12 protein-coding genes (1 of these 12 cut by a window edge) are annotated in these 18,736 nt (G+C 45.7%); 1 reads left to right on the top strand and 11 read right to left on the bottom strand.

Annotation, left to right across the window (positions count from 1 at the left end):
• The 3 genes from QVP94_RS12790 to QVP94_RS12780 form a co-directional block, all read right to left on the bottom strand.
• Window positions 1-1,221 carry the 5' portion of a glycoside hydrolase family 2 protein gene (locus QVP94_RS12790; protein ID WP_502685445.1) on the bottom strand. Its footprint begins 48 nt before the window's first position, so 1,221 of the gene's 1,269 nt are visible here — the first part of the coding sequence; it begins with the start codon at window positions 1,219-1,221; its stop codon lies beyond the left edge, outside the window.
• Window positions 1,222-1,493: 272 nt separating this feature from the next.
• Window positions 1,494-3,149, bottom strand: a complete 1,656-nt coding sequence (locus QVP94_RS12785; protein ID WP_005859739.1) for a SusD/RagB family nutrient-binding outer membrane lipoprotein — start codon at window positions 3,147-3,149, stop codon at window positions 1,494-1,496.
• 16 nt (window positions 3,150-3,165) lie between these two features.
• Window positions 3,166-6,198 carry a SusC/RagA family TonB-linked outer membrane protein gene (locus tag QVP94_RS12780; protein ID WP_005859741.1) on the bottom strand — a complete coding sequence of 1,011 codons (3,033 nt, stop codon included), beginning with the start codon at window positions 6,196-6,198 and terminating at the stop codon, window positions 3,166-3,168.
• Window positions 6,199-6,823: 625 nt separating this feature from the next.
• Between QVP94_RS12780 and dgt the strand changes: the two genes are divergently transcribed.
• Complete coding sequence (dgt, locus tag QVP94_RS12775; protein ID WP_005859743.1) at window positions 6,824-8,149, top strand: dGTP triphosphohydrolase; 1,326 nt, start codon at window positions 6,824-6,826, stop codon at window positions 8,147-8,149.
• A gap of 15 nt (window positions 8,150-8,164) precedes the next feature.
• Here dgt and rsgA read toward each other — a convergent pair whose 3' ends face one another.
• The 8 genes from rsgA to QVP94_RS12735 form a co-directional block, all read right to left on the bottom strand.
• Window positions 8,165-9,097 (bottom strand): ribosome small subunit-dependent GTPase A, encoded by a 933-nt coding sequence (gene rsgA, locus QVP94_RS12770; RefSeq protein WP_005859746.1) that lies wholly within the window; start codon window positions 9,095-9,097, stop codon window positions 8,165-8,167.
• A 95-nt stretch (window positions 9,098-9,192) separates the two neighbouring features.
• Window positions 9,193-9,756, bottom strand: a complete 564-nt coding sequence (gene frr / locus QVP94_RS12765; RefSeq protein ID WP_022192766.1) for a ribosome recycling factor — start codon at window positions 9,754-9,756, stop codon at window positions 9,193-9,195.
• Window positions 9,757-9,883: 127 nt separating this feature from the next.
• A complete protein-coding gene (locus QVP94_RS12760; RefSeq protein ID WP_005859751.1) occupies window positions 9,884-11,050 on the bottom strand; it encodes an MFS transporter in 1,167 nt (388 codons plus the stop codon).
• 3 nt (window positions 11,051-11,053) lie between these two features.
• Window positions 11,054-11,926 (bottom strand): carbohydrate kinase family protein, encoded by an 873-nt coding sequence (locus QVP94_RS12755; protein WP_005859753.1) that lies wholly within the window; start codon window positions 11,924-11,926, stop codon window positions 11,054-11,056.
• Window positions 11,927-11,944: 18 nt separating this feature from the next.
• Window positions 11,945-13,753 (bottom strand): glycoside hydrolase family 32 protein, encoded by a 1,809-nt coding sequence (locus QVP94_RS12750; protein ID WP_005859755.1) that lies wholly within the window; start codon window positions 13,751-13,753, stop codon window positions 11,945-11,947.
• A 128-nt stretch (window positions 13,754-13,881) separates the two neighbouring features.
• The gene (locus tag QVP94_RS12745) at window positions 13,882-16,545 is read right to left on the bottom strand and encodes a substrate-binding domain-containing protein (protein WP_011967291.1); all 2,664 of its coding nucleotides are present in this window, start codon (window positions 16,543-16,545) and stop codon (window positions 13,882-13,884) included.
• A 110-nt stretch (window positions 16,546-16,655) separates the two neighbouring features.
• Window positions 16,656-17,366, bottom strand: a complete 711-nt coding sequence (gene pyrH / locus QVP94_RS12740; protein ID WP_005859761.1) for a UMP kinase — start codon at window positions 17,364-17,366, stop codon at window positions 16,656-16,658.
• 157 nt (window positions 17,367-17,523) lie between these two features.
• Window positions 17,524-18,726, bottom strand: a complete 1,203-nt coding sequence (locus tag QVP94_RS12735; RefSeq protein ID WP_005859763.1) for an acetate/propionate family kinase — start codon at window positions 18,724-18,726, stop codon at window positions 17,524-17,526.
• Window positions 18,727-18,736: the final 10 nt, after the last annotated feature.

The raw sequence follows: 18,736 nt of genomic DNA, 5'->3' as shown, positions 1-18,736 counted from the left end.
ACGCTCTCGGGAATCCATCTTGGTCGGGTCCTCCCAAGCGCCATTGCAATCACCACTGCCCCACAGATCTTGAAAGACTAAGATACCGAACTCATCACAGGCGTTATAGAATTCCGGCCGTTCCACCAACGCACCTCCCCATACACGGATCATACGCAGATTCATTTCCGCATGGAAACGTACCTCATCCCGATAACGTTCCGGAGAGAGACGAAGCAACCAATCGGAATTAATATAGTTACCACCCGTGACATATATTTTCTGTCCGTTCACGAAGAAACGGCGTCCCCCGTTATCCGGGCATTTATCGGAAGTAATCTCCCGGATACCATAACGCAACCGTTCCCGGTCACTCACTTGATTCCCGATCTCAAAAGAGAGGTTCATATCATATAAAGGCTGCTCGCCGATACCGTTAGGCCACCATAAACGAGGATTCTTTACCGCTAAAGGATTCAAGGATACCGTTTTCTTCTCGAATGGCGATAAAGTAACCGGCTGGGTTAAGCGGGTTCCGTTCGTCTCACAAACCAATAGCCCCTTTAAGGAAGTGCTCCCGGTATTCTCTAGCTCGACAGAGGTATTCACAAAAGCCTCCTTTTGAGTTTTCGTTTCCGGATCACGTACGCCGGGTACCTTGGTCACGACATAAGGAAAGGAGAGGCATACCGGCCCGGTTGTCGTAATAGATACCTCATCCCAAATACCCGTATTCCGGTCTCGTACAGGTTGTATCCAGTCCCAACCCGGCGTATATTGCATCGTATTATTCCGGGCGATCTGCCCATCACCCCCTTGTCCGCCATTTGGATTTCCGACATGTGTAGGTGGATAAACCAATACCGCTAATACATTCGGGGCATCCGTACGAAGATAAGGAGTTATATTAAACGTCTTCCTCAAGAACATACCCTCATGGGTATTCCGGTTGATCCGCTTACCATTTAAAAAGATTTCCGCCTTATAATTGATTCCCCGGAAATTCAACCAGACATTACGCCCCTCTGGTAAAGCATCGATAGTAAACTGACGGGTAAACCAATACGTATAGAAATCATTGCCGACTTCATGTATATCGGGAATCAAATTGTTATTCAACCCAAACTCAGGGGCCGGATACAAACCATTCTCCAAAAGCGTTGTCAACACCGTACCCGGTACACGAGCCGGTAACCATCCTGTTTTATCCAAAGGCACCGCGCTCAACCGGTTCCCATCCATTTTCACCTCATTCGCTTTCCGGGCATACCAATCTGAGTGAATCAAGGTTTTCTCTCCCGGTTCCGGGATCACCAACAAGGCTTGCCCCTCCGCGGATACGGGCTTTGACCAGCAAGCCAGGCAAAGCCAACAAAATAAATAAATACATCTGTTCATCATATAATCTTAGATTTATCCTTCTAAAGTAGTACAAAATTCAGAAGGGCCTCTTCGCAAACTCGAAGAAGCCCTTTCATTACATATTATTTAACAATAAGACCTATTAATGCCGATTAGAAATTACCTACACCAGCTTTGTCCCACCATACATGAGTACCACCTTTATCACCAGAGATCGAACCCGTATTCTCTTGATTCAGCAGCTCGATGCCTTTCTGTAATTCCGCATTATTGGTGTTAATTTCCGTATCTGAGTAGATCAAGCGACGAACTTGTTCGTTAGTATTGATATCACCGTTACTCAAGTTTACACGATTCGGGAATAATTTAGGATAGCCTGTACGACGGTATTCAGCCCAAGCCTCACAAGACAATGGGAAGTTAGCGATCCATTTCTGAGTAATGATACGTTGCAACTTCTCCTCCTTACTAGCACCTTCGTCCCATTTAACACCTAGTGTATTCATCGCCTTTATACTATTTTCCGCCTTAACCGGGTCAACAAAGTCAATCTGTCCACTGGTTCCATTGAGATAAGCGTCTATTTCCGCATCTGAGATAGAAGTTACACCTGCAATACTGCCCTTATAAGCCAATTCGTTCTTGATAGAAATACGAATGCCCTCCTCATATAGATCTTTAGCGCTACCTCCCATGCTCCAGCCACGTAAAGCACCTTCAGCACGTAAAAAATAACCCTCAGCAACTTTCATGACAGGGAAAGCGGTCGTATAAGTGCAAATCACTTTAGAGAAATTACCCCATTGATTTGGCTTAGAAGGTAAGTTACATCCGCCGCGAACACCAAGATACTTTGTCCCCTCCTCAATTGTCGAGCCATCTTCACAAGTAACAGCCGCTTGATTCTTGGTCACATACAAAGGTAAACGAGGATCTTTGAAACCTTCCAACATCGTGATTAAGCTAGCATTCATTCCACAATCACCCCACTCAAACATACGAGTCAACTCATTGCTCAAACCTTGGTTGATCAAGATATCACGATCAGCGGAAGTCAATACGCCTCCTTGAACGGCTTCCTCCGCTTTTTGCTTCGCCAATGTAGGGTTCACCTTTACGATACGCATAGCCAAACGTAGTTTCAATTGATTAGCGACCTTCTTCCACAAAGCGATATCACCATTACACCAATAGTCAAATGCTTGCATATCCGCAACAGATGCAGTTCCCTTAAATCCAGCGATCGCTTCATCCACCAAAGTAAACAAAGCATTGTAGACACTTTCCTGAGTATCATAAGAGAAAGAAGCTCCACCCGTAGGATCTTCGATAACAGAACTATAGGCCACTGGGCCATAGGCATCCGTCAACATCTGGATCGCATAAGCTTGTACGACACGCATCATCGCTCCATAATCACTTAAGCCTTGCTCATCACAAGAAGCAATCAGACGACGGGTATTGTTGAAAATATGAAGATATACATTCTCATACATACCACCACAGAAACCACGGTTCAACGCATAATCAACATTACCGGAACCATTAAAGTTATGTGGAGTCATGAAGTAGCCGCTAAACAAATCAATATTTAGGTTGAAGCAATATTGGAACAAGTTCTGCTGCGGAGCATAGACATAAGAGAATGGCTCCTTAAATTGGGCAGAGAACGGAAGTTCATCTGGATCAACCTCATAGGGATCAGTATTTAAATTTTCAAAATTATCTGTACAGCCCATGGTCATAACACCGGTAGATACTACCAAAGCCGATACAGCGGCATATTTTAAAATTCTATTTAGTTTCATAAGATATACTCAAGATTTAGAAATTAAGTTTTAAATTCAAACCAAAGCTACGAGATGTTGGCAACGCAAACATATCCACACCTTGCCAGCCATTGCCTGTACCAGCCGCTACATCCGGATCCATAGGAGCATCTTTATAGAAGAAGAACAAATTACGTCCAATGATAGAAGCCGTCAAATTCTTATTCGCTCCAAATAAGTTACGGAACGTATAACCAAATGACAACTCACGCAAACGAACATTAGTCGCATTGTAAACATACTGAGAAGTCAAGATATTAGAGTTATAACTTGTACCTCCAGTCGTCGTGTAATATGCTTTAGGATCAAATGAAACACCATCAATCACAACTTCACCTGCATCACGAGCGGCACCCGAACGCTCTGATACGCCCCAACCATCCAAGGTAGCTTCCGTCATTGACAAGACCTTACCACCGACCTTAGCATCAATCAAGAATGACAATGTAAAATCTTTGTAATGGAACGTGTTAGTCCAACCCATGTTTACTTTTGCGTTCATATCACCGACATATACCAAATCCTTATTATCCGTACCTCCCAACTCAGGAGCGCCAGATTCAGTTTTCACCGGCTTACCATTATCGTCTCTCTTGAAATCACGAACATATAAGTCACCAAAATGACCACCTTCAGTCAAAATCACTTTCGCACCTGTACAATAGCTAGCTAATGTCCAATCTTTCAACTCATTCGATAATTCAATGATTTTATTATTATTGTAAGAGAAATTGAAATTCGTACTCCAGCTGAAATTGTCCGTAAACTGATTATACCAACCTAAGCTAACCTCAAAACCTTGGTTTTCTACGTTACCGGCATTGATATAACGGTTCTTCAAACCAGTTTCCCAAGGAGCGGTAATATTAAAATATTGATTCTTCGTATTGGTCTTATAATACGTCAAGTTTACATTGAAACGATTCTGGAAGAAAGTTCCATCAAAACCAACCTCTAAAGAGTTCGTCTTCTCTGGCTTCAACGTTCTAAAAGCAGCTTCTTCTGGCGGGTCGATAGATCCTTGGTCACCAATCGTATAACGTTTATTGGAAGCATAGATAGGCACATCGTTACCCACGATAGAATAAGAAGCACGCAATTTAAATAGGTCTACATTCTTTCCAAAGTCCAAGAATTTATCCAATAGAGCACTTACACCAACAGACGGGTAGAAAAAGGATACACCATCCGTAAACGCCAATGAAGAAGACCAGTCGTTACGAGCGCTGACATCCAAGAACAAACCTTCCTTATATCCAAACTGAGCAGTAGCGAACACAGAGTTCAAGCGTTTTTCTTTCAGAGTCTCTGTGGTTTGCATCGTATAATAGTTCTTCGGGGAGAAGATGTTCGGATAATAAGCACCCGGGGTTATCACACCGTTATTTACTTTAAACTCCTTATCACCCCAACCGATCAATTCGATGCTAGATGCGCTTGTCTTCGTAAAGCTACCACCAGCAGTAACGGACAATGAATAAGTCTCATCCCAAGTTTTATTATAACTTGCTAACGCATCGGCATATGTTTGCTCACTGAAAGTCCGGGTATCTTTCATGGTACCCAATAAATTTCGTCCCGCGGTACTAGACGCATATTCGTTCAAGATCCATTTTTCATCACCACGTTCATAACGCAAACGCCCCGTAACAGAAAGACCTTCCATGATATCATATTTAACACTACCACCAAATTCATAACGGTTACGGTCCGTGATAGGAGTCTGACGATTCAACATCCAGTAAGGATTGGAGAATTGCTCTTGTTTCGTATTCGTCCAGTTATGAACATTCACGTTACGAACCCCGTCATATACTTCATAGTTACTCTTGTAGTAATCCCAATCCTCACCTCTCGGGAACAGGTAGGCACCTGTAATCGGGTTATTCAAATAACCGGCAGAAGGCTGATTCTCGATATGCTGCTTGTTGTAGCGGGCACTTACATCCACATGTACTTTCTTCCACAAGTTAAAGCCAACCTTAGCCATTAAATTATGACTTAAATAATCATTCTCCGGCATAATACCATTCGATGAGACATTCGCGTAAGAGAAATAAGAAGAAATATTCTCCGTTCCACCAGATAAAGAGATAGAGTTATTCGTTGTATAACCCGGTTGATAGAATTTACGTGCGTAATTCGGAGATGTAGCTCCTAATTTACTTCCCCAGCTAAATGTGCCCTCGTCACTCATACCATAATTATTTTGGAATTTCGGCAAAGACATGGCTGATTCGACCGTCGTATTACTAGATACATTAATAGCGACCTTACCGGCTTGTGCGGATTTTGTCGTAATCATGATAGCACCATTGGCCGCTACCGCACCATACAAAGCAGCGGCGGAAGCACCTTTCAACAATGTAATCTGCGCGATATCATCCGGATTGATAGTAGACATAGCGTCACCACCATCACGTTCGCCGCCATAGGCCATCTTCACCTGCGAATCAGATACGCTCATCATCATAGGGACACCATCCACAACAATCAACGGTTGGTTACTACCGCTAATAGACTTATTACCACGGAATAAGATCTTAGAAGAACCACCCGCACCCGTAGAGTTCGGGGTAATCTGCAAACCAGCGCTCTTTCCTTGTAAAGAGTTGATCATATTCACATTCTTAATCTCGTTCAAGTCCTTACCGCCTACCGTTTGTGCGGAATAAGTCAAAGTCTTTGATTCACGTTTGATACCCATCGCTGTTACGACAACCTCATCCAAAGCCTCTGCGTCTGAAACCATCGTAACATCGATTTTCGTACGGCCATTCACTGGCTCCTCAATCGTTTTCATACTCAAATAAGAGAATACCAAAATAGAGTTTGCGTCAGCCTCTAAGGTATATTTTCCATCAAAATCAGTAATGGTACCGGTTGTAGTACCTTTTACTAACACGTTCACTCCTGTTAGTGGTTCATTTAGATCCTTGTCAATGACGACACCACTAATCGTTAGTTTCTGTGCATATCCTGTAACACACAGAAAAAACGCCAATAATAAGATAAATGACTTTCTCATGAAAAATCGTTTTTGATTTAAGTGATTCTACATTTGTGCTTTTTTAATTTTCATACTCTTTTTAGAGAGATCGGGCTCTCTTTTCTTTCTTTTTTAGTGCATAGGCATTTACTCTTTTTTGTTTAAAGTTATTATTATATTCATACAAAAATCTCTTTCTATTTAAAATCAAACGGTTATATTTTAAATAATAATAACAACGTAGTATCATTAGAACTAAGTCGTTTTCATGTTTTGACAGACAAATATATATATAATAACTATACATACAAGTTAAAACGTAACAAAAATCAGTATGTTCCTCACTTTTTCAGGTGTTTGCGATAACACATAGTCAAATTTTCATCATGCCTCAATAAATTAAATATGTTAATTTGATTTAGTTCTAATGAAACTAACAACAAATTTCAATTAACATAATTTTCCTTCATTATCTTCTTCCTCCTATAACATCCAATCACTATCTGACTATCATCTTGGAATAAAATTACAGCTCTATTTACAAGCTTCGAAAACAACTCAATCAGGAAATTAACCATTAACTCTAATTTCTTCCACAAATATTCAATGATTTGCACAGATTATCTCTACATTTGCGATATATATATATATTAATGTATTGACTATGAACTGGACCCAGCTATTATCCGGCAAGCGTTTTGGGATGGAAGAGTATCACGAGCGGAAACATGAGAGAACTGATTTCCAACGAGATTATGACCGTTTAATTTTCTCATCCCCTTTCCGAAGACTACAAAACAAGACACAGGTATTCCCCCTGCCGGGAAGTATCTTTGTGCATAACCGACTTACACATAGTCTGGAAGTATCCTGCGTAGGACGTTCATTGGGTAATAACGTAGCGAAAGGGCTTATCCAAAAATATCCGGACGGTAGTATCAACTTCCCAGAGATAGGTTCCATCGTATCAGCCGCTTGCCTTGCCCATGATATGGGAAACCCTCCATTCGGGCATTCCGGAGAGAGAGCGATCTCCGCTTACTTCTCCGAAGGGAATGGGCGAAAACTAGAAGAGAAAGTACGGAAGGAACGGGGACGCTGGGAAGACTTCGTCCATTTTGAAGGTAACGCAAACGCCATGCGGTTGCTGACCCATCAGTTCATTGGACGCAGGAAAGGGGGATTTGCCTTAACATATAGCACATTAGCCTCTATCATCAAATATCCTTACGCATCCATCTATTCAGGAAAGAAAGGGAAATTCGGCTTTTTCCAGTCGGAGGAGGGAAGTTATCTGCAAATCGCCCAAGAGCTAGGGATCGGGCATAACCCGGAAGCCCCGGACAAATTTCTTCGTTACCCGTTAGTTTACTTAGTAGAGGCGGCAGACGATATCTGCTATCAAATTATGGATATAGAAGATGCTTGCAAACTACATATCCTGACCACCGAAGAGGCCATACAACTATTATTGGGATTTTTCGAAGGAGAGCGGTTGGAGCATATCCGCAAGGTCATGCATATGGTAGACGATACCAATGAGCAAATCGCCTATCTTCGTTCTTGTATTATCGGGCTATTAGTGGATGAATGTTCCCGTGTCTTTTTAGAGAACGAGGAAAGCATCCTCAATGGTACCTACAGCACTCCGTTAATCAGTAACATATGCGATCAAGCCAAGCAGGCTTACGCTAATTGCTCGGCTACAGCATACAAGAAAATATATAAGGCAAAAGAAGTACTCGACATTGAATTAGCCGGTTATCATATTTTCAGCCATCTGATCGACAGCTTGACCGAGGCCGTGATGAACCAAGAGCATGCTTACAGCAAACTGCTCTTACAACGGATACCGGAGCAATATGACACGAACGCTCCTACTACATATGGCAAGATACAATGCGTACTCGATTATATCTCCGGCATGACCGATGTATATGCGCTCGATCTATACCGTAAAATCACCGGTATGAGCCTGCCGGCCGTTTGATGTTGTAATAATGTGTTAGAATTCTTCCCGGTACTTGCTTTCCATGCGATCATCCAAGATGCTTAGATAGCTTTTATAGCGGGACTCGCTGATTAGCCCATCGTTAACGGCTTGAATGACGGCGCAGCCCGGTTCATGACGGTGCGTGCAGTTATTGAAACGGCATTCTTCCGAGTATTTAAACAACTCCCGGAAATAATGGGAGATCTCAGCGTCCGCCATCTCGATCGTTCCAAATCCTTTGATACCCGGAGTATCGATCAAATAGCCTCCCCCGGGAAGGGAAATCATCTCGGAAAAGGTGGTCGTATGCATTCCTTTGTTATGATATTCGGAGATATCACCGGTACGGAGATTCACCCCCGGCACCAGTTTATTGATAATCGTGGATTTTCCGACACCCGAATGGCCGGACAAAAGCGTAATCTTATCTTTTAGATCCGCTTTCAAGGCATCCAAACCTTCCTCGGCCCGGGCACATAGCGTCGAACAGGGATAACCAATCGAGGTATACAACTCGATTAAATTCTCCAACGCTCTTTGATCCTCATTATTATAACGATCAATCTTATTGAAAACTAATTTAACGGGAACACGATAAGCCTCGGCTGTCGCCAAGAAGCGATCGATAAATATCGTTGTTGTTATAGGATAATTCACTGTAACGATCAGCATCGCCTGATCCAAATTCGCGGCGATAATATGCGATTGCTTCGATAAGTTAGAGGCACGACGGATGATATAGTTCTTACGCTCCTCGATCTCTGTAATAAAAGCGGTTCCTTCTTTATTAATATCGATTACGACACGGTCTCCTACCGCGACCGGATTGGTACTCTTTATGTCTTTCAGACGAAAGTTACCCTTGATCTTACTCTCTATATCTCGCCCGTCTTCCGTACGGACCGTATACCAACTACCTGTGTTTTTTATTACCAGTCCCCTCATGAGAATTGAAAATTGAGAATTGAAAATTGAGAATTGGAATAAGGACTCAATGGGGTTCCTTAATTCTCAATTCCCAAGTTTCAACTTTCAATTATTTAAACGGTCATTACTTCTTTTTCTTTAGCGGCGTAAAGCTCATCGATCTTTTTGATAAACTTATCATGGATTTTCTGAACCTCTGCCTCGGCATCTTTCTCTACGTCCTCGGGAACCCCATCAGACTTGATGCTTTTCTTCAAAGCCTCGATAGCGTCACGACGAGCGCTACGAACGCTGATCTTCGCGTTCTCCGCCTCCTGCTTACATTGTTTCACCAATTGACGGCGACGCTCCTCAGTCAACGGAGGAATACCTAAGCGGATCACCTCACCGTTATTCTCCGGCGTGATACCTAACTCAGAATCCAGAATACCTTTCTCAATATCGCGGATGATCTTCTTCTCCCACGGAGTGATCATGATAGTCCGTGCGTCCGGAACCGTCACCGTAGCCACGTTAGTAAGAGGAACAGGCGCCCCATAATACATTACCTTCACACAATCGAGGATTTTCGGATTAGCCTTACCAGCCCGAATGTGAGACAATTGCTCGTCCAGATACTCAATGGCGAACGTCATCTTCTCTTCCCCTGCTTTGATCAATTGTTTCGTATCTATCATAAATATACGTTTTTTGTTTGCGAATCTTTTAATTAACAAAAGTAATAAAGATTTCCAACTTCGCAAACATATAATTAAAATACTCCCTAACAAAAGATTTATAATACCGTATAAAAGCTTATCGCCCTCACTGTTTACTTAACTTAGGCGTAAAGAATAGTAAGTAGGCTACGCCCACGCACAACACCAGCACTGCTCCTACTTGAGAAGCCAACATATCGGATGCCACGCCCATAAAGATCGGGAAGATCGTGCCGCCAAACAGTCCCATAATCATCAAACCAGACACCTCATTCTGCTTATTCGGCATAGAAAGCAGAGCTTGGGCGAAAATAATGGGAAAGACGTTCGAGTTTCCAAAGCCGATCAAGGCGATACAAGCATAGATGATCTCTTTCGAATGAAATAGCAGCAAACCGATCATCGCCAATAACATCAAGAAAACACTAAAGGCGAAGAATCCTTTCGGAGAGACTTTTCGCAAGATAAAAGCCCCGGAGAAGCATCCCGCCGTACGGAATATGAAATAGAGGCTCGTGGCGAAGCCTGCGTCGGCCAACGTCATGCCCAGACGTTCCATCAAGATCTTCGGGGCGGTCGTATTCGTCCCTACATCGATCCCCACATGGCACATGATACCGATAAAGCAAAGCAGGATAAAAGGCTTGCCCAGCAAAGCCAGACATTCGCCAAAGGTGGAGGGCCGCCCCTCCTCTTTGGTCTCGTGGATAGTGGTAGCTCCCAATAGCAGGATAGCGATCACGGCGATCACCATATAGACCGGAAACAAGACACGCCAACCGAGTTCCATCGACGGTATCGCTTGGGTAGCACCCCACATGGCGATATAAGGCGCCAAGAAGGAGGCGATCGCCTTCACGAACTGACCGAATGTCAAAGAACTAGCTAGTTTATCCCCGCTTACGATATTCGATAATAACGGGTTCAAGGAAGTCTGCATCAAAGCGTTGCCGATACCCAACAGGGAGAAGGATATCAACATGACCATATATGCGTCGTCGAAGATCGGGATCATTAGCGAAAGAAACGTTACGATCAAGCTCAATAACACGGTCTTCTTCCGCCCGATACGGTTCATCAACATCCCCGTCGGGACGGAGAAGATCAAGAACCAGAAGAACACGAGCGACGGGAAGATATTCGCCTCCGAATCACTCAAGCCTAAATCCGCTTTCAGGTAATTAGAGGCGATTCCCACTAAGTCCACGAATCCCATGGCGAAGAACGCCAACATCACGGGAATCAATTTCAAGGATGAAGTCTTCTCGCTCATGGCTTATAAATCTTTAGGGTAAGCAGGCCATGCGCCACTCTGCGTACAAACATAAGCGGCTACTTTTACCGCTTTCTCATGTGCCTCACGTAAAGGTTTTCCGGTTAAGATCGATGAAATAAACGCCCCGGAGAAAGAATCGCCGGCGCCTACCGTATCTACCACCTGTACCTTCGGGGTAGGAATCGTAGAGACCTCCTCCTCGGAAAAGATCGTACTATACTCCGCCCCGGCCGTAAGTACCAAATAGCGCAAACCATATTTCTTCATGAACCAGCGACACATATCCTCTATCGTGCCTTCCAGACCAAACATCGGGCGAAGCATTTCCAATTCCTCATCATTGATCTTGAATACGTTCGCCAATTCGAGCAACGATTCGATCAATTCCTTCGAGTAGAAATGCTGGCGGATATTGATATCGAAGAAGCGCAAGGCATGACTAGGCATATAAGAAAGTAAGGTACGAAGCGTCTCACGAGATTCCGCAGCACGTTGCGCCAATGTTCCGAAGCATACGGCGTCCGCACGTTTCATCAGGTCGATAGACGCTTGGGTAAGCGGGATATGATCCCATGCCACACCTTCGATGATCGTATAGGAAGGGATGCCGTTCTTTAGCTCTACCATCACGCTTCCGGTCGGATATTCCACCGTACTGATATAATTACTATCGATACCGTTCTTATCCAATTCCTGAATAATCTCGGTTCCGAACACGTCGTTGCCCACGGCACTGATCGCATAACCTTCCGCTCCTAATTGGGTAGCGTGATACACAAAATTGATCGGCGCTCCACCGGCTTTCTTCACGTCCGGGAAGACATCCCACAATAATTCACCAATGCCTACTACTACAGGTTTACTCTTTTCCATGATATATTTTGTTTTTAATTATTTGAAGGGATAAATGGTTAATGACGTAACCGTGAACGCTCCTCCCTTGGCATGAAAGCTAATGCGATTATACGGTTCTTCCGGGAAGACTAGGTTGGTCATGACAAACTCCCCATTCCCGTCGAAAGCCTCTATGCTGGATTTATCTACCAGCAAACGCAAGGTATATTCCTTAGCGGCGGAGATCGGGGCCGAGGTAGCCGTGGCGAATGTCTTGCTGAAATCCGTGATCCCGCTGTTACGGCGATCCATCGTGAACGTATTATCCAGAAGATTATAACGCATCTCCACCTCCTCGCCTTTCGAGTTAAACAGCTGGAAGCTCATGATATCGGCCCCGTTGTTCTTAAACTTGATCTCGATCTCATAGGTTCCCGTCGGATCGGGAAGTACCGGATTGACCTCATGGGAGCGGTCCACCTTGAAGGAACCTTTCTTCTGGGCTTTCCCTCTCAACTTCAACACCTCGGGAGACGGGGTGCTGCTCAAGTACGTCTGCCCGTTTTTCGTATAAAGAACCAAGTCGCGAGGAACCGAATTCGCACTCCGGTATTGCAAGGTCGGCACGTTATTCGCGTATTCCCAATTGCTCATCCAAGCCAAGGCGATCTTCCGGTCCTCCGGGGCGTTACTCCAAGTTACCGTAGCGTAATGATCCTTGCCGTAATCCATCCATTTGGTCAAGGCCGGGGATTCATTCACGAACTGTTTCCCATCGAACGCACCTACGAAATATTGGGTAGCGGAGCCGCCAAACGGACCACCGGGGTTGATATTACAGATCAAGACCCACTTCTTCAATTCCGTGCCCTTCACCGGAAGCTCGATCAAGTCCGGGCATTCCCAAACGCCCGCATGCGCTCCTTGTCCTTCCCCGAAACTGCTCTCATACGTCCAGTCCTTCAAATTGGGAGAAGAATAGAGTTGCATCTCCTGCCCTACGGCGAGTACCATGATCCATTTATTGGATTCCTTATGCCAGAAGACTTTCGGGTCACGGAAATCACGTTGCGTAGAAGTAAGGATCGGATTCCGGTCATATTTCTTGAACGTTCGGCCGTTGTCCAAGCTATAGGCCATACTCTGCACTTGCCGGTCGCTGGCCGAGGTATAGAAAGCCACGATAGCGCCAGCGCCAAACCCCGCGGTATTATCCTTATCCACCACACAGCTACCGCTGAAGATCGTACCCAAGGCATCCGGGGCGATCGCCACCGGTTGATGCTCCCAATGAATCAAGTCCTTGCTGATCGCATGCCCCCAGTGCATATTCCCCCACATCGAGCCATACGGATTGTATTGATAGAACAAATGATACTCACCATCCTTGTACACCATGCCGTTCGGATCATTCATCCATCCCCAAGCCGGCGAGAAATGATAGGCCGGACGGAATTTCTCCCGGTTAGACGAATCAAACTGATCGGATAGCTTCATCTCTTTCCAGCAAAGAGCCGATTCCGGGGCAAGCTGGAAGTTGAAGGAGATATGCTTATCCGCATACCCCGAGAGATCTACCGGAACGAAATAATCCACCTTATTCACCGCCAAACGAACATTGAAAGTCCGTACCACGTCATTATCGACAATCATATACAACTTGGATTCCGGCGAGGACTCCTCGACCGGAAGCAACAAATATTTGGCTCGCGCATCCACACGGACAATGCTTTGCCCTTCGCCCAGATGCTTTATATCTATAGTACGTTCTGCCGCATATCCGGCCAACGGATCGACCGCGCTCAATAAAATGATACCGACAGCCATACATAAACTCTTCAGAAGTCTCTTTGTTTGTTGTTTCATAAACGAACGGATTAAAGGATAATATTGTTTGATTCTCCGCCAAAATTAATAGGATTCTTCCGGATAGAAAAACACTTATCCCTTAAAGGTGAGGAGATATGACATTTGTGATAAAGATCGTACAAATGTTATTGATACTCGGTAGGCGTAACCCCGTAGACCGCCTTGAAGCATTTGGAGAAGTAAGCGGGTGAGGAGAAACCGGTTCGGTAAGCGACCTCGCTCACCGTGTACGCGTTCTGCCTCAACAACTGGGTCGCCTTATTCAAGCGATAGGTACGCAAGAACTCGACGGGTGCGGTTCCGGTAAGCTCCTTGATCTTCCGGTGAAGGTGCCCCCGGGATAATCCCAAGGTCTCGCTTAGTTTCTCCACATTATATTCGGGGTCCGCGTAAACGGCCTCGATCTGTTCCGCGAACTTACGCAGAAAGGCGTCATCGATGCTCTCCACCTTCTCCGGCTCGGACAGAAGGAGCTTATTATCCCGCAACTTCTCCAACAAACGTTCCCGTAACTTCTGGCGCTCTTGCAATAGGTGGATAATCTTGATCTTCACGTAATCCGTATGGAAAGGCTTCTGTATATAATCGTCCGCTCCGCCGGTAATCCCGAAAATCCGTTGGCGCTCATCGGTCAAGGCGGTCAATAAGATCACCGGGATATGGCTAAAGGGAAGTTGCGACTTGATCATCCGGCAAAGTTCGAAACCATTCATCTCCGGCATCATCACATCGCTTACTACCAATGATATCTCCTCCTCTTCCAATACCCGCAAGGCATCTTTCCCGTTCGCGGCCGTCCGGGTCTTGAAATGAGGGCTAAGCTCACGTTCCAAAAAGCAGCGAACCTCATCGTCATCCTCGGTGATAAGTATCGTATAAGGATAGGTTTTGGAAAGCATCTTATGGGTTTCCGAATCGTCCAACCGGGAGGCTTCGTAGGCTTGATGGGATACGGACGTTTCCATCAGGTCGCTATCCTCGAAATGCGCCTTTCCTTTCCGCAGGCAAACCGTAAAGGTAGTCCTTTGTCCCGGCTCGCTCTCCACACGGATCTCCCCTCCGTGCATATGTATATATTCCTTTACCAAATGTAATCCGATCCCAGTTCCCATCGACCGATCCTCCGTATAGAAACGGTCAAACAAATGCGGAAGGTTACCGGGTTGGATACCACTTCCCGTATCGATAACCTGTATAAAAACCCGATCCTCCTCTTCTGTCAGCTCTATCCGCACGCTACCTCCCTCCGGCGTAAACTTAAAGGCGTTCGAGAGAAGATTGACAAATACCTTCTCCAACAGGTCCGGATCGATCCATAGCGTACATTGTTTTATCGAAGAAGTGAACGTATAGGCGATCGCACGTACCGAGGCCATACTGTCAAAATAAGATTTGATCTCGCCAACGAAAGGGACCAAATCGATTTCCCGTACCGCTAGTTTCTCTTGCTTGCCTTCCACCTTCCGGAAGTCCAAGATCTGATTGATCACACGCAACAAACGGTTGGCGTTCTTCTGGATCAACCCGAGATCCGAGGCGTAAGGAGATTCCCGCAAGGAGATTATCAGGCGATCCAAAGGAGCGAGAATCAAGGTCAAGGGCGTACGTACTTCGTGAGAGACATTCGTAAAGAATTGGAGTTTCTGCGCCGTCACCTCTTTCATCTCCGCGTTCAAGGAGATTAGCTTACGATTCGCCTGCCTCATCTTCCGGTTTATGTAAAAGGCGTAAATGGAAAGGGCGATAAAACCGATCATCAATAAGGAGATCACCCCTAAAGAGTTTCGCAGGAAATAAAACCGGTCGGACAAACCGTCGATGCGGGAACGCTGCGCCTCGATACGTTGCCTATATTTCTGGAGTTGGTCCGCTTGCAACAATAAGGTGCGGGCAGACTGATGATCTACCGGAGCCGTACGAAGAGGGATAAACTTATCCACCGGCTCCCCTTGAATGATACGCATAGCCGTGCGAATCACTTGCTCCCCTCCTGTCGGATAGAGGAAAGAGGCATTGATCCGTCCATCTTCCACGGCTTCCAGACCGGCACCCGCCACGGCATCAACGCCGATAATCCGCAACTCCCGTCCTCGGATGGAATCCCATGCCATAAAGTATTCCCGGGCGGCTATGGCCATCATGTCGTTATGGGCGTAAACGAAATCTATCTGCTCGGGATGCTCTAACTTCCGAAGCTCCATCCGGGCGGTATCGACCAGCCATTGTCCTTCTATCTTACGGAAAGAAAGATCCTCCCTTTCTCGCAAGGCATCGACAAAACCTTTATGTCGCTCTTGCGCCGGGGAGGTTTGCGTGAGTCCCCATATCTCTAAGATAATAGCGTTCGGGGGAAGATAATTGGCGGCGTAATTGCCTGCCGCTAGTCCGATCTCATAATTGTTCGCCCCGACAAAAGAGGTGTATTGATCGGTATTTACCTTGCGATCTGTAATGATCGTCGGGATTCCGGCACGGTACGCTTCCTCGGCAACTGCCGTGATCGGCTCGGATTGGTAAGGGGAGATGATCAAGACATCCACCTTTTGGCGGATCAAGTCTCGTATTTGTTGTATTTGTGTCTCGTTATTGTTTTGCGCGTCCTTTATAATAATTTCCACGTCATCATAGTTGGAGGCTTCGATACGCATATCGTTAATCATGGCTTGCCGCCAAGCATCGTCCAGCATACATTGGGAGAGGCCGATAACGTGCTTCTTCTGTTTCCCCGAGCTTGTGCAGCCACACAAGACGATCAAGGTTAACCATACTAGTAAAAAGGGATGCTTCATATACAAGAATAAAGGTCTAACGTATTTGCCACAGGGCTGGCACAACCTTGCCATGCCTGTGGCACGACAGTACCACCAGCATGGCACTGCCGTGTCATCGGTTAATGGCACTAATTATGCACCAGTGTCCCGATATTCTCTCCGCTCATCACTTTCTTCAAGTTGCCGTTGGTATCCATATCGAATACGATGATCGGGAGGTTGTTCTCTTTACACATCGTGGTAGCGGTCAAGTCCATTACCTTCAGGCCCCGGGTATAGATCTCATCATACGTAATATCGGAGAACTTGGTAGCCGTAGGATCTTTCTCCGGATCAGCGGTGTAAATACCGTCCACACGGGTACCTTTCAGCATGACATCCGCCTCGATCTCGATACCTCTCAAGGAAGATCCGGTATCCGTAGTAAAGAACGGATTACCCGTACCGCCGGACATGATGACCACGTTACCTTGTTCCAGCAACTCGATCGCACGCCATTTATTATAGAACTCGCCGATCGGTTCCATACGGATAGCGGTCAAAACCTTCGCATTCACGCCTTGAGCGACCAATGCGGAGCTAAGCGCCAAGCTATTGATTACCGTCGCCAGCATACCCATTTGGTCTCCTTTTACCCGATCGAAACCTTTGGAAGCGCCACTCAATCCACGGAAAATATTACCGCCACCAATCACGATACCGATCTGTACGCCCATCTCGGCGATCTCCTTGATCTGTGCCGCATATTCATTCAAGCGGACCTCATCGATCCCATATTGTTTACCACCCATCAGCGACTCCCCGCTTAATTTTAATAAGATACGTTTGTATTGAGCCATGTTTTGTATATATTTAATATGTAATTCCGCAAAAGTAACGAATAATCCGATATTCGCATAAAAAAGATCGCCCCAACCGGTGTCGGGGCGATCTAAACACTAACCCCGTGTTTTGTAAGCTGCGAGGATTAGCTAAAATTATATGAAACGTTACTGGTTATTTTTTATCTAAGATCTCCAAGGTATCGGCAGCGATCATGAATTCCTCATCCGTAGGAACGACGATGATAGTCACCTTACTGTCCGGAGTGCTGATTACCATCTCCTCGCCACGCATGCCCTCGTTCTTCTCTACATCGATCTTCATGCCCATGTATTCCATGTTCTCACAAACCGCACGACGGGTCGCCCATTGGTTCTCGCCGACACCACCGGTCCAAACCAAGATATCACAACCACCCATAGCGGCGGCATAAGCGCCTATATATTTCTTGATGCGGTAGTTATATACGTTCAAGGTCATGATCGCACGCGGATTTCCGGCAGCTACGGCAGCCTCGATCTCACGCATATCGGAAGAGATTCCGGAAAGACCGGCAACACCACTTCTCTTATTGATCAAGTCGGAAAGGCCGGCACCATCCATGCCTTCCTTATCCATGATGAAAGACAAAGCACCCGCATCCACGTCGCCGCAACGAGTACCCATCAACAGACCCTCAACCGGAGTCAAGCCCATGGAAGTATCCACGCTCTTACCATTCTTGATAGCGGTGATAGAACCACCGTTACCTACGTGAGCCGTGATAATCTTCTGATCCTCATAAGGAACACCTAAGATCTCGCAAGCACGACGGGATACATATCGATGACTGGTTCCGTGGAAGCCATAACGACGTACGCCATATTTCTTGTACATCTCGTAAGGCAAACCATACATATACGCATAATCCGGCATGGTCTGATGGAAAGCCGTATCAAACACCGCTACTTGAGGAATACCCGGGATCAAAGCCTCCATCGCCCGAACACCCTTCAAGTTAGCCGGGTTATGAAGCGGAGCCAAATCAGAGCACTCGATTACCTTATTGATTACATCCTGATTGATCAATACACTGGAAGCGAACTCCTCGCCACCATGTACCACGCGATGGCCCACGGCATCAATCTCCTTATAGTCCTTGATGCAGCCATAAGTAGCGTCGGTCAACACGCTCAGGATAAACTCGATGCCTTCTTGATGGCCGGGGATCTCTCTCTCGATAACCACCTTCTTGCCATCCTTGTCCGTCAATTTCAAGAACGCGCCCGGCAAACCGATTTTCTCGATACCGCCTTGAGCCATAACCTCACCGGAGGTCATATCGAATAACTTATATTTGATAGAACTACTACCGCAGTTCAATACTAGAATCTTCATATTATTAAGT

This window comes from Parabacteroides sp. CAG:2, from assembly GCF_000436315.1.
GTDB classification, from domain to species: Bacteria; Bacteroidota; Bacteroidia; order Bacteroidales; family Tannerellaceae; genus Parabacteroides; species Parabacteroides distasonis.
The sequence above is the reverse complement of the archived record's forward strand: the minus strand, read 5'-3'. Positions and strand labels throughout refer to the sequence as shown.

What these genes read in the sequence shown, in the direction of transcription:
- QVP94_RS12785 (WP_005859739.1), bottom strand. Translation starts at nt 3,149, where the DNA reads ATGAAACTAAATAGAATTTTAAAATATGCCGCTGTATCGGCTTTGGTA.
- QVP94_RS12780 (WP_005859741.1), bottom strand. Translation starts at nt 6,198, where the DNA reads ATGAGAAAGTCATTTATCTTATTATTGGCGTTTTTTCTGTGTGTTACA.
- dgt (WP_005859743.1), top strand. Translation starts at nt 6,824, where the DNA reads ATGAACTGGACCCAGCTATTATCCGGCAAGCGTTTTGGGATGGAAGAG.
- rsgA (WP_005859746.1), bottom strand. Translation starts at nt 9,097, where the DNA reads ATGAGGGGACTGGTAATAAAAAACACAGGTAGTTGGTATACGGTCCGT.
- frr (WP_022192766.1), bottom strand. Translation starts at nt 9,756, where the DNA reads ATGATAGATACGAAACAATTGATCAAAGCAGGGGAAGAGAAGATGACG.
- QVP94_RS12760 (WP_005859751.1), bottom strand. Translation starts at nt 11,050, where the DNA reads ATGAGCGAGAAGACTTCATCCTTGAAATTGATTCCCGTGATGTTGGCG.
- QVP94_RS12755 (WP_005859753.1), bottom strand. Translation starts at nt 11,926, where the DNA reads ATGGAAAAGAGTAAACCTGTAGTAGTAGGCATTGGTGAATTATTGTGG.
- QVP94_RS12750 (WP_005859755.1), bottom strand. Translation starts at nt 13,753, where the DNA reads ATGAAACAACAAACAAAGAGACTTCTGAAGAGTTTATGTATGGCTGTC.
- QVP94_RS12745 (WP_011967291.1), bottom strand. Translation starts at nt 16,545, where the DNA reads ATGAAGCATCCCTTTTTACTAGTATGGTTAACCTTGATCGTCTTGTGT.
- pyrH (WP_005859761.1), bottom strand. Translation starts at nt 17,366, where the DNA reads ATGGCTCAATACAAACGTATCTTATTAAAATTAAGCGGGGAGTCGCTG.
- QVP94_RS12735 (WP_005859763.1), bottom strand. Translation starts at nt 18,726, where the DNA reads ATGAAGATTCTAGTATTGAACTGCGGTAGTAGTTCTATCAAATATAAG.